Origin of the sequence: Clostridium sp. UBA2485, assembly GCF_002341865.1 — a bacterium.
Lineage (GTDB): Bacteria > Bacillota > Clostridia > Clostridiales > Clostridiaceae > Clostridium_J.
In genome coordinates this window covers 42,035-54,838 of sequence record NZ_DDOV01000112.1, presented here as the reverse complement: position 1 = coordinate 54,838, position 12,804 = coordinate 42,035, and the positions used below count along the sequence as shown (strand labels likewise).

General features: G+C 29.5%; 11 protein-coding genes. All 11 read left to right on the top strand.

All coding sequences use genetic code 11. The features are described from left to right. Positions 1-7: 7 nt before the first annotated feature. The 11 genes from pstB (at position 8) to B3603_RS20565 (ending at position 12,730) form a co-directional block, all read left to right on the top strand. Entirely contained in the window at positions 8-754 is a 747-nt protein-coding gene (gene pstB / locus B3603_RS20615) for a phosphate ABC transporter ATP-binding protein PstB (protein ID WP_291568475.1), read from the top strand. A gap of 11 nt (positions 755-765) precedes the next feature. Then, positions 766-1,422 (top strand): phosphate signaling complex protein PhoU, encoded by a 657-nt coding sequence (gene phoU, locus B3603_RS20610; RefSeq protein ID WP_291568473.1) that lies wholly within the window; start codon positions 766-768, stop codon positions 1,420-1,422. 658 nt (positions 1,423-2,080) lie between these two features. Continuing rightward, the gene (locus tag B3603_RS20605; RefSeq protein WP_291568471.1) at positions 2,081-3,415 is read left to right on the top strand and encodes a DUF512 domain-containing protein; all 1,335 of its coding nucleotides are present in this window, start codon (positions 2,081-2,083) and stop codon (positions 3,413-3,415) included. 1 nt (position 3,416) lies between these two features. After that, positions 3,417-4,733, top strand: a complete 1,317-nt coding sequence (der, locus tag B3603_RS20600) for a ribosome biogenesis GTPase Der (RefSeq protein ID WP_291568469.1) — start codon at positions 3,417-3,419, stop codon at positions 4,731-4,733. A 28-nt stretch (positions 4,734-4,761) separates the two neighbouring features. After that, on the top strand, positions 4,762-5,766 hold the full coding sequence (locus B3603_RS20595) for an NAD(P)H-dependent glycerol-3-phosphate dehydrogenase (RefSeq protein ID WP_291568467.1): 1,005 nt from the start codon (positions 4,762-4,764) through the stop codon (positions 5,764-5,766). A 166-nt stretch (positions 5,767-5,932) separates the two neighbouring features. Further along, complete coding sequence (locus B3603_RS20590) at positions 5,933-6,229, top strand: transposase (protein ID WP_291568465.1); 297 nt, start codon at positions 5,933-5,935, stop codon at positions 6,227-6,229. 1 nt (position 6,230) lies between these two features. Further along, the gene (locus tag B3603_RS20585; protein ID WP_349676836.1) at positions 6,231-7,172 is read left to right on the top strand and encodes an IS3 family transposase; all 942 of its coding nucleotides are present in this window, start codon (positions 6,231-6,233) and stop codon (positions 7,170-7,172) included. A 398-nt stretch (positions 7,173-7,570) separates the two neighbouring features. Continuing rightward, positions 7,571-9,046, top strand: coding sequence for a stage IV sporulation protein A (gene spoIVA / locus B3603_RS20580; protein WP_291568463.1), 1,476 nt, complete (start codon positions 7,571-7,573; stop codon positions 9,044-9,046). A gap of 449 nt (positions 9,047-9,495) precedes the next feature. Continuing rightward, positions 9,496-9,693: a hypothetical protein gene (locus B3603_RS20575; RefSeq protein ID WP_291568460.1), complete on the top strand. Its 198-nt coding sequence runs from the start codon at positions 9,496-9,498 to the stop codon at positions 9,691-9,693. 292 nt (positions 9,694-9,985) lie between these two features. Beyond that, positions 9,986-10,978, top strand: coding sequence for an asparaginase (locus tag B3603_RS20570; protein WP_291568458.1), 993 nt, complete (start codon positions 9,986-9,988; stop codon positions 10,976-10,978). 399 nt (positions 10,979-11,377) lie between these two features. Next, positions 11,378-12,730, top strand: a complete 1,353-nt coding sequence (locus B3603_RS20565) for an NCS2 family permease (RefSeq protein WP_291568457.1) — start codon at positions 11,378-11,380, stop codon at positions 12,728-12,730. Positions 12,731-12,804 lie beyond the last annotated feature (74 nt).

The window sequence follows — 12,804 nt, the reverse complement described above, 5'->3', positions numbered from 1 at the left end:
GCAGAATATGAATAATATTAAAGTAGAAAATTTAAATTTATTTTATGGCGAAATGCAAGCTTTAAAAAATGTAAATATGGAGATAATGGAAAATAAGATAACAGCTCTTATCGGTCCTTCAGGCTGTGGGAAGTCTACATTTTTAAGAACATTGAATAGAATGAATGATTTTATAGATAATGTAACTATTAAAGGAAACATAAGCTATTTAAATGATAATATATATGAATACGATGTTATAAGACTTAGAAAAGAGGTTGGAATGGTATTTCAAAAGCCTAATGTTTTCCCTAAGTCTATATATGAAAACATAGTCTATGGTCCTAAAATCCATGGAATTAAAGATAAAAAACTTTTAGATGAAATAGTAGAAGAAAGCTTAAAGGCTGTAAACTTATATGATGAAGTTAAAGATAGACTTAATAAAAGTGCATTATCACTATCTGGTGGACAGCAACAGAGATTATGTATTGCTAGAACAATAGCAGTTAAACCTAAGGTAATATTAATGGATGAACCTACTTCAGCCTTAGATCCTATTTCAACTTCAAAAATTGAAGAACTTATGGATAATTTAAAAAGTGAATACACTATTGTTATAGTAACTCATAATATGCAGCAAGCAGCTAGAATATCAGATTATACTGCATTCTTTTTTAATGGGGAAATTATAGAGTATGGAAAAACTAAGGATCTTTTTTATAAGCCTAAGGACAATAGAACAGAAGATTATATTACAGGAAGAATAAGTTAGGTGGTGAAATAATGTCAAGAAAATCTTTTGATACAGAGTTATTAGAACTTCAAAATCAATTATCTAAGATGACTTTAGCAGTAAGTGAGCAAATAAAGGACACAATGGATGCCCTTATAAAGCAAGATGTGAACTTGGCAAAAGATATAATCAAAAAAGATGATATAATTGATGATTTTGAAAATAATATAGGAGATAAATGTGTGACTTTAATAGCTACGAGGCAACCATTAGCTACTGATCTAAGAACTATATTTACTATAAGTAAAATTGTAACAGATCTTGAAAGAATTGCAGATCATGCAGTGGATATTTCAAAAATTACATTGAAACTTTGTGATGAAGAATATATAAAGGAACTTAGAGATATATCTAAAATGGGAGTTTTAGTTAGTAAGATGATAGAGGGCTCAATTGAAGCTTACTTAAATAAAAGTGAGGAAAAGGCACTAGAGATTTGTCGTATGGATGATCAGGTTGATAAATTATATAACAATGTATTTTCAGAGCTTTTGATGATAATGACTAAGAAACCAGAAGTAATAGAGCAAACTACAAGATTGTTATTTGTTTGTAAGTTCCTGGAAAGAATTGGAGATCATACTACTAATATATGTGAATGGACAATTTATCTTCTAAGTGGTAAGAAAATTGATTTAAATGAATAAAAACGAGACAATATATGAAACATATTCCAAAATATCAATTATTTATCGATGAAGGTTATTTTAACCAATTTGTAATATTTAATTTATATTATTGTAACTTTTAGAGTATTTAAACCTATTATAATTAAGTTACTAATAATCATATTAAAATAGGTAATAAATTTCACAATTACCTCCTAAAGATTAAAGAAAAATGCTTATTATCCTTAAGCATTTTTCTTTTGCAAAAAATCATATATTTCACTTTAAGTTATTTATAATTATTATTGTACTATAAAATTTTTCTATAAATTGTTCATTAAGCAAAGAGGTATTCAAATTGATAATAACCCTTATGCATTTACATTGACTATTGAATATAATTGATATATTATAACATAATAGCAGATATAATATGTTTTTTTGAAGATGATTAATATTAAAGTTATCATTGATAGAATTTAGTAACTTATAGAAGTAGTTCATAAAATATAAAATTAAAGATAAAACTAGATATAACAAATAATTGTTAGAAGTTTTATGAAAGCAATAATAATTGTATTTTAATTATTTTAAATATAAGTCAATATAAAATTTATATAATGCTAATTTTCAAAATTCAAATACTACTATTATTCTAAAATATAGTATAAAAACTAATAGAACAGGAGGAAGAAATGTGAAAAATTTAGTATCAAAGGTTCTTCCTAACAGCATAGCAGAAGAAGTGGAAATTGAATCAGGTGACAAGCTTATCAGTATTAACGGTAATAATGTTAAGGATATTATAGATTATAAATTCTTAATCACCGATGAGTATTTAGAGCTAGAAGTTGAAAAACCTAATGGTGAGGTATGGGAAATAGAAATAGAAAAGGATTATGATGAAGATTTAGGTATAGTATTTAAAGAAGCTATATTAGATAGGCCTATGAGCTGTCATAATAAATGTGTATTTTGTTTTATTGATCAATTACCAACCGGTATGAGGCAAACTTTATACTTTAAGGATGATGATTCAAGATTATCTTTTTTACAAGGAAATTTCCTAACTTTAACTAATATGAAGGAAGAGGATATTGAAAGAATAATAAAATATAGAATTAGTCCTATAAACGTATCTGTACATACTACAAATCCTGAATTAAGGATAAAAATGTTAAAAAATAGATTTGCTGGCAACATATATGATATACTAAAAAGGCTAGCAGAGGCAGACATAAAGGTAAACACTCAAATAGTTTGTTGTCCTGACATAAATGATGGGAAAGAACTTATAAGAACTATTGAAGATTTATATGCTCTTTACCCAAGTGTGGAAAATTTAGCAGTAGTTCCACTAGGAATAACTAAATTTAGAGCTAATTTACCACATTTAAAACTATTCACTAAGGAAAATTCTAAGGAACTTATAGAAAGTGTTAAAGTCCTTCAAGATAAATATGTAAAAGAAAGTGGAACTCCTTTTGTAAGATTATCTGATGAGTTTTATGTAATGGCTGGAATTGAACCTCCAAAAGAAGAACATTATGGAGGATATGAGCAGTTAGAAGATGGAATTGGAATGATAAGAATATTAAAAAATACCATAAAAGAACAAGTGGAGTATTTAAATAAAAAGGGTAAAGGTAACTTTACTATGATTACAGGGGTTTCTGCTAAGGCTGTTTTAGAGGAAGTTGCTAATAGTATAATGAAAGTAAATTCCAATATTAAAATTAATGTAATAGCGGTAGAAAATAAATTTTTTGGTACCACAATAACTGTGGCAGGGCTTTTAACTGGTATAGATATAATCAATACTGCTAAGGAAGAAACACTAGGAGATTATATTATAATTCCAAATAATATGCTAAAAAAAGGATATGAGCTTGGAGAAGAGGTAGAAGGATTATTGCTAGATGATTATACTGTAAGAGATTTGGAGAAAATACTAAATAAAGAGTTCTTAGTGTGTGATTATGCTGGAGATGATCTAATCAATATACTAAATAAACATTTAGAGGAGGAGTAAAATGGGAAAGCCAATAGTTGCAATAGTTGGAAGACCTAATGTTGGTAAGTCCACATTATTTAATAAATTAGCTGGAAAGAGAATAGCTATAGTTGAAGATACACCAGGAGTAACGAGAGATAGAATATATGCTGAAGCTGAATGGCTTAGACATAATTTTACAATAATTGATACTGGTGGTATTGAACCAGAAAATGAAGATATTATTATGGCACAGATGAGAAGGCAAGCGAACATGGCTATAGAAACAGCAGATGTTATTGTCTTTATAGTTGATGGAAAAGCTGGGCTTCATCCTTCAGATCATGAAGTAGCTCAAATGCTTAGAAAGTCTAAAAAACCAATAGTATTAGTTGTTAATAAAATAGATAGAATAGAACTAGAAGATAATGCTTTTGAGTTTTATAATTTGGGTATAGGAAATCCTATAGCAATATCTGCATCTCAAGGATTAGGTCTTGGAGATATGCTTGATGAAGTTGTTGCTCACTTTAATCCAGAGGATTTATCCGAAGAAGAAGACGAATACATAAAAATTGCTATGATTGGAAAACCAAACGTAGGAAAATCCTCTCTTATAAATAAAATTTTAGGAGAGGAAAGGAATATTGTTAGTAATATTCCAGGAACAACAAGAGATGCTATAGATAGCAAAATAGAGACAACAGAAGGTAAATTTACATTAATAGATACAGCGGGACTTAGAAGAAAGAGTAAAGTTAAAGAAGAAATAGAAAGATATAGTGTAGTTAGAACATTAGCTGCTATTGAAAGAGCAGACATATGTATTCTTATGATTGATGCTACTGAGGGTTTAAGTGACCAAGATGAGAAGATTGTAGGATATGCTCACGAGTTAAATAAAGCAATTATGGTTGTTGTTAATAAGTGGGACTTAATAGAGAAAGATGATAAGACTATGAGAAACTTCCAAATGGATATTGCTAAAGGTTTATCATTTATGTCTTATGCATCATACTTATTTATTTCAGCTAAAACTGGTCAAAGGGTAAATAGAGTTCTTCAGATGGCTAGAGAATGTTATGATAACTATAATAAGAGAGTAGCTACAGGAGTGCTAAATGATGTAATAAGTAGAGCAGTACTTATGAAAGAGCCACCAGTAGTAGCACTTAAAAGATTAAAAATATTTTATGTAACACAAGTAAATACAAAACCACCGACTTTTATATTTTTTGTTAATGACCCTAGTTTACTACATTTCTCTTATGAGAGATATTTAGAAAATCAATTGAGAGAAAGCTTTGACTTTAAAGGAACAGGTATTAAACTAATATTTAGAGAAAGAAAAGAATAAAAGGGCTTTTGGGAGATGATTTAAGGTTATGTTAAAGGTTACATTTTTAGGCGGAGGAAGCTTTGGCACTGCCTTAGGGGTTATGTTATCCAAAAAAGGAATAGAGGTTTCTATTTGGGCAAATGATAGAGCTATAGTTGAGGATATAAATGTAAAAAGAGAAAATATAAAATATTTACCAAAGGTGGCAATACCTTCGAATATAACTGCTTATTCAGATATGGAGAAGGCGGTAAAGGATAGCAATATAGTTGTGTTAGCTGTACCATCTCATGCTATAAGAGAAGTTAGTAAAAAACTATCACAATATATTAGCGGTTCTCAAATTGTAGCTACTGTTGCTAAGGGAATAGAAGGTGGAACTTTAAAAAGAATGTCAGAGATAATAGAAGAAGAAATAAAGGATATACCTGTAGTTGTAATTTCAGGTCCAAGTCATGCGGAAGAAGTAGCACAAGATATACCGACTACCATAGTTGTTTCCTCAAAGAATATGGAAGCAGCAAGTAAGGTACAGGATATATTTATGTCAAATAAATTTAGAGTTTACACAAATGATGATTTAATAGGAGTAGAAATTGGTGGAGCTTGTAAAAACATTATAGCATTAGCAGCAGGGATATCTGATGGAATTGGCTATGGTGATAACACAAAAGCTGCATTAATGACAAGAGGTATGAGTGAAATAATTAAGATAGGTATGAAGTTAGGTGGAAGAGCAGAAACTTTTTATGGACTTACAGGAATGGGAGATCTTATAGTAACTTGTACTAGTATCCATAGTAGGAATAGAAGAGCGGGAATACTAATAGGAAAAGGCATGACTAGAGAAGAAGCTACAAAAGAAGTAGGTATGGTAGTTGAAGGAATAAAAGCTTGCAAAGCCTTCTATGAATTAAAAGAAAGAGAACAAGTGTCTATGCCTATAACAGACACCTTATATAAGGTTCTATTTGAAGATAAAGACCCTAAATACGGAGTTTATGAATTGATGTCAAGAAACAAAAAAGATGAGCATAATTTTATGCTATAAAGAATATGTAAAGAAAGAAGAATTATCTTCTTTCTTTTTTTAGCTCTCTATTTTAATCAATAGAGAATTGAAAATGGACAATTGACAACTCATAGACCCCCTCAAGATGTTAGACACTTCGTTCAAATGACTATACAATAAAAAAGCAAGGTTGAGGGGGTAAAATATGACTACAAAATTTACAAGAAAGTTTACAGAAGAAAAACGAGTTGCAATTGTTAAGGAGGCATTGGAATATGGAAGCAATGCTTTAGTTGCTGCAAAATATGATATTAATCCTAAATTGCTATCAACATGGAAAGGAAATTATAGGAGATATCAACAAACGTTGAAACCAAAGGAACCTAAGGAAGAAAATATAATTGTCAATTATAAGAAAGAGTATAAAAAACTTGTTGAAGAAAATAAACAGAAAGACCTAGAAATAGCAGTATTGAGAGATTTATTAAAAAAAAGAAAATAAAATAGATTATTATGAGTATGCAGAGGAATGGATAGCATGTGGAGCACCAGTAACAAGCATTCTTAGGATACTAGGACTGAATAGATCTACATACTATCGAAGAAAACAAGCTAAAAAAGATGGAAATACACCCATTGTAAGAAAAGAGGGAGTTATTCCTGGATTTAGCTATAATATTAATAATGTAAAAGTAAGTGACTTAGTAATACAAAAGTACATTATGGAAATAAAGTCCTGTGATCATGGACAACACTATGGTTACAAGAAGATTACAGCAGTTCTTAAGCGAAGGTATTGCTTAAAGATAAACAAGAAAAAGGTATATCGGCTAATGAGTGTATTAAGGATGATACAGAAATCTAAGGAGCCAGTTACAAGATATAAACGTGTTTGTAAGAATCACTTAGTTAAACAGTCTAATCAACTTTGGGAGATGGACACAAAGTATGTGTATATTGCTGGTACACGTGAAGTTGCTTATTTAGCTTCAATTATTGATGTTTTTGATAGAAGTATTATAGCATGTAAGCTATCACCTTCTGCTAATGCTGAAGCAGCGCAAGAAGTATTGCTTATAGCATTATACAACAGAAGCATCAAAGATGCTGTTGACGGACTTACTGTCCGTACGGACAATGGTTCACAGTTTATAGCTCATGACTTTGAAAAGCTATGTATAAAAGAAAAAGTGATCCATGAAAGGATTCCAGTGCATAGCCAGAACTATAATGCACATATAGAGTCATATCATAGGTATCTTCAAGATGAGTGTCTAGCTGGCAAGATATTTAATAGTTTAGAAGAGGCGGAAGCCATCATTGATAAATATGTATATGGATATAACACGATACGAGTCCATTCATCAATAGATTATAGAACTTATGATGAGTTCTATAATCTAAAAAATTGTAAATTTAAGGATGATCTAGTAATTAGCATTTAGAGTCCACTTTTAGGGGGGCAATCCGACAATTACGGTTGAAATTAATTTTATAAATTAATTTCTCTAAATGGATTTTTTAATAAAAGTGACTGTGTCNNTAGTTAATTCGTATTGTATAAGGTAAAAAAATTAATGATTTAATAACACAATTATATAAATCTATAGATTAAATTTGGAAGTAGTATATCTATAGATATTGATAAAAAATGAGAAGTTTTTTATTTTTCATTTTTATATAAGATTCTTATAGAGAGAATTAAAATATTATATGAATTAAAGTTCTAATTAATAAATCTATACCTTAAGAGTTCCCTAAATATTCACTAAAAAATTGGTATATTTAAAAGTTTTTTTCAATATATATATAGTGTTAATATTTAGTTACAGGAGGGTGGAACTTGGAAAACTTTGATATATACAAAGATATTGCTGAAAGGACTCAAGGGGACATATATGTAGGGGTAGTCGGCCCAGTAAGAACAGGAAAGTCAACCTTCATAAAAAGATTTATGGAGATGATGGTAATACCTAACATAGATAATGTCCATAAAAAAGAAAGAGCTAAAGATGAACTTCCACAAAGTGGTTCTGGCAAATCAATTCATACAACGGAACCCAAATTTGTGCCTAATGAAGCGGTAGAGGTTAAACTTGAAAATGGCACTAAGTTTAAGGTTAGAATGGTGGATTGTGTTGGATATATAGTTAAAAATTCTTTAGGATATAATGAAGAAAATGCACCAAAGATGGTAACTACACCTTGGTATGACTATGAAATACCCTTTGAAGAAGCAGCAGAAATTGGGACTAAAAAGGTTATAAATGAGCATTCTACTATTGGGATATTAGTAACTACTGATGGAACAGTAACAGGTTTAGAGAGAGGCGATTATGCTGAGGCAGAAGAGAGAGTTGTAGAGGAACTAAAAAGAATAAATAAACCATTTATAATGTTATGTAACTGTAAAGACATAAAATCTCCAGAAAGCATGGAACTTCAAAAAGAGTTAGAAGAAAAATATGATGTTCCGGTACAATTAGTTAATGTAATGGAAATGAATGAGCAAGATGTATCAGACATATTTAGTAATGTACTTAAAGAGTTCCCAGTTAAGGAAATCAACATAGATATGCCAGAGTGGATAGAGACCCTTAACGGTAAACATTGGTTAAAGATTAATTTTATGACTATACTTAGAGGAATGTGCAAAGACATATTTAAGGTAAGGGACATTAAAAGGGCTTTAGAATGTTTCGAGGGAGTAGAATTTTTATCAGGAATAAAAGTTAAAGAAATGAATATGGGTGATGGGACTGCCCAAGTCAATATAATTCCTAAACAGGAATTATTTTATAGAATTCTTGGTGAGGTATGCAATACTGAAATTAACAGTGAAGGTGACTTACTAAAGATGATGGAAAGCTTCTATAAAGCTAAGGTAGAGTATGATAAGATTGCAGATGCATTAATAGATGTAAATAATACAGGATATGGATTAGTTGCACCTCAATTGTCAGAAATGAAATTAGAAGTACCTGAGCTTATTAACAGTGGAAGCAAGAAAGGGGTTAAACTTAAAGCATCCGCTCCGTCACTTCACATAATTAGAGCAGATATAGAAACAGAAGTTCCTATTATGGGAAGCGAAAAGCAAAGTGAAGAATTTTACAAATCAATTCTTGATCAATTTGAAAATGATCCATCACAAATTTGGCAAAGTAATATGTTTGGTAAACCACTTGAGGTTTTGGTTAAAGAAGGACTTCAAAGTAAACTTTATAAAATGCCAGAAGATGTTCAACATAAGCTTCAAAAAACCCTTCAAAAAATTATTAATGAAGGTAGTGGCGGATTAATTTGTATAATTTTATAGTACATGTTTTATTAGTCTAAATAATAGCTATGAGTTGAAAATTAACTCGTAGCTATTATTTTTTTTGAAAAAATTGAAAAATAAATTAAATTATGTAAAATGAGTTTCTTCTTAGTATATTTTTTAAAATCTGTTCTAAAAACTTGAAAGGCTTTGATAATAGGTTTAATTATAATTTTTTATCTTTGATTCTTAATTTTTAATCCATAAATAAAAATTTTTGCTATAAAAATTAAAATATTATATAACCTTTAATTAATAAACTAATAAATCAATATAAAATTTATTATCTAAAGCATTATTTTATGAAAGCAACTACATATTAATTTATAAATACCAAAAATAAAAATAACTACATAAATTAATAAAAACCTTATAGGATAAGAGGGTTTCTTAATGCAGATAATAAGATTACAAAAGAAAATTATTATCTAAGGAGGAGAAATTCTATGAAAAACATAGATCAAATGATTGAAGACGGATATAAAATTATGAAATTTAAAAGAGATGTTGATTTAATTTCCGGAAGTGAAATAGGTGAAATAGAAATGAAAGCCTTAGATGGTAAATTATCTGTTGTCACTATAGATGACAATGGAGCGGATGATATAGAAAAAGTAGTGTTTAAATATTTAAGAAATGATTAATATAATTCATGAGAGTAGTTTATTGCAAAATTATAGAAAATGATTTGCAATACAAATACTCTCTTTTTTTTATTATTAAAGGAAGAATTCTATCTATGAAGAATTTATTAATAGGAATTATTTGATTATTTTACATATAATGTTTTAAAATTTACGAAATTGTTTGGTTTTAAATTTAAAGGGTTTAAATATTTTAAATATGTTGTAAAATATTTATGAAATAATAATCTAATAAACTTAAATAAAAAAACTTTTACATATCTATATTTGACCAATTTAGGAGGTACTTATAATGAAAAAAGTAGTTGTTATTTTCAATGGTGGTACAATATCAATGAAGGTTGACCCAAGAATACAAGCAGCAGTTCCAACTTTAAGCGGAGAAGAAATAATGTCCATGGTAACAGGAATAGAATCTTATGCAAAGGTGGAATCATATAATTTTTCAAGCTTACCTAGTCCTCATGTTACACCAGATCTTATGCTTGAACTTTCAAAATATGTTAGATCATTTTTAGAGAAAGAGGATGTAGATGGAGTGGTTGTTACCCATGGCACAGATACTTTAGAGGAGACAGCATATTTTTTAAATCTAACAATTAAAAGTGAAAAACCAATAGTAGTTACAGGCTCTATGAGAAATAGTTCCGAACTAGGATATGACGGACCATCAAATTTAGCAGCAGCAATATGTACGGCGACTTCAGAGGAATCTAGGGGGAGAGGTGTATTAGTATGTTTAAATAACGAATTAAATGCTGCAAGTGAAGTTACAAAATCACATTCAATGCATTTGAATACTTTTCAAAGTCCTGAGTTTGGACCAATAGGCATTATTGATGATAATAAGGCAATTTTTTATAGAGAAAGCTTAAATCATGAATATATACCTACAGATAAAATAGAAACTAAAGTGGATTTAATAAAAGCTTGTGCAGGAATAGATGGAAAGCTTGTAGATTATTGTATAGAAAGTGGTGCAAAAGGTTTAGTAATAGAAGCTATGGGAAGAGGCAATATTCCACCTCAGATGGCTGCTTCTGTTAAAAAGGCTGTTAAAAAAGGAATACCAGTAGTATTAGTTTCAAGATGCTATAAGGGAAGGGTCTTAGATAGTTATGGATATGAAGGTGGAGGAAAAGATTTAAGAACTGGTGGAGTTATATTTGCAGATAGTTTACCAGGACAAAAAGCTAGAATAAAACTTATAGTAGCATTGGGAAAAACAAATGATATGAATGAAATAAGAGAAATTTTTGAGAAAGGACATTATAAATACGAATAAAATAAATATAATTTAATAAAATGTACGCAAAAACTGTTGACATAGTAAAAATATGTTGGTAATATTTATTTGTACGAATAATACATTGAAAAATGTTCTTATAATTCATATTTGTACGAATGATATATCAATGTGACATGGTTTTTTATTGTAATAGTTGTGTACAGTGTATAAAGATTAACCATTAGTACATATTCTAGTGGTTAATTTTCATTTGTAATAAGTTAATAGAAGTAAACTATTAACTATAAAAATTAGGAATTTGGGAAAACTCTAATTAGAAAGATGAATTATCAAACTTATTTTAATGATATTTTCTTAATTTAAAATGATGGATTAAAAAAATTGTGATTTTGTCACATTTTGTTCTAATAAATTAAAAAAATTAAGGAGGCTACAATGGAAAAATTTTTTAAACTAAAAGAGAATGGTACTGATGTTAAACGTGAAGTTATAGGTGGTATAACAACATTCTTAACGATGGCTTATATTATAGCAGTAAATGCAGATATTCTTGGTACAGAAGGTGTAGGAATGCCAGCAGGAGCAATTGTTACAGCAACTTGCTTAACAGCAGGGATAACTACTATATTCATGGGCTTATATGCAAACTTACCCTTTGCTCTAGCGTCAGGAATGGGATTAAATGCTTTCTTTGCTTTTTCTGTAGTTCTAGGAATGAATATTCCTTGGCAAGTAGCGTTAACAGCAGTATTTGTAGAAGGTATAATATTTATATTACTATCATTAACCAATGTGAGAGAACTAGTTGTTAATGCAATACCAACAAATTTGAAATATGCGGTAACAGCAGGTATAGGATTGTTTATAGCTTTTATAGGATTTAGCAATGCAGGAATAGTTGTTTCAAGTGAAGCAACAAAGCTGGCAATGGGAGATTTATCAAGTCCAACAGTTATAATTGCAACAATAGGAATATTACTTACAGTTATTTTATCTAAAAAAAATGTAAAAGGTGCTATACTTTGGGGACTATTAGGAAGTTCAATAGTAGCATGGGTTTACGCGTACATATCACCAGAAGCAGCAGCAAGTCATATGATATTTACACCTAATGGTATATTTAAATATGAATCTTTGAAGCCTATAGCTTTTAAGTTAGATTTTTCACATCTATTAGATCCATCAAAAATATCAGCATTCATGACAATAGTATTTACATTTTTATTTGTAGATTTTTTTGATACTGTAGGAACTTTAGTAGGTGTAGCGTCTAAAGTTGGAATGGTTGACGAAGAAGGAAGAGTTAAAAATGCAGGAAAAGCATTATTAGTAGATGCCATTGGAACAACATTAGGTGCAGTAGCAGGAACTTCAACAGTTACCACTTATGTTGAAAGTTCAGCAGGGGTTGCAGTAGGTGCAAGAACGGGACTAGCTTCAGTAGTAACAGGAATATTATTTTTAATAGCATTATTTTTCTCACCAATATTTGTAGCAATACCAGGTTGTGCAACAGCACCAGCACTTATTATAGTTGGGTTTTATATGATTGATAGCATAAGAAAAATTGACTTTTCTGATTATACAGAAGGAGTGCCAGCATTCCTTACATTATCTTTAATGCCATTAACTTATAGTATAGGAGACGGTTTAACAGTAGGCGTAATATCCTATGCATTAATTAATCTTTTAAGTAATATATTTGGAAAAGAGAAAAAGAAAGTATCTTTAGTAATGTATATATTAGCAATAGTATTTATAGTAAAGATAATATTTGCCTCACACTAATAAAAATAAAATACTCCTTGGATAAAATATTCCAAGGGGTATTTTTTTAATGCACAATACACAATTCACAATGA

Excerpts from the sequence above, each read along its gene's own strand:
- pstB (WP_291568475.1), top strand. The coding sequence starts at position 8 with ATGAATAATATTAAAGTAGAAAATTTAAATTTATTTTATGGCGAAATG.
- phoU (WP_291568473.1), top strand. The coding sequence starts at position 766 with ATGTCAAGAAAATCTTTTGATACAGAGTTATTAGAACTTCAAAATCAA.
- der (WP_291568469.1), top strand. The coding sequence starts at position 3,417 with ATGGGAAAGCCAATAGTTGCAATAGTTGGAAGACCTAATGTTGGTAAG.
- B3603_RS20595 (WP_291568467.1), top strand. The coding sequence starts at position 4,762 with ATGTTAAAGGTTACATTTTTAGGCGGAGGAAGCTTTGGCACTGCCTTA.
- B3603_RS20590 (WP_291568465.1), top strand. The coding sequence starts at position 5,933 with ATGACTACAAAATTTACAAGAAAGTTTACAGAAGAAAAACGAGTTGCA.
- B3603_RS20575 (WP_291568460.1), top strand. The coding sequence starts at position 9,496 with ATGAAAAACATAGATCAAATGATTGAAGACGGATATAAAATTATGAAA.
- B3603_RS20570 (WP_291568458.1), top strand. The coding sequence starts at position 9,986 with ATGAAAAAAGTAGTTGTTATTTTCAATGGTGGTACAATATCAATGAAG.
- B3603_RS20565 (WP_291568457.1), top strand. The coding sequence starts at position 11,378 with ATGGAAAAATTTTTTAAACTAAAAGAGAATGGTACTGATGTTAAACGT.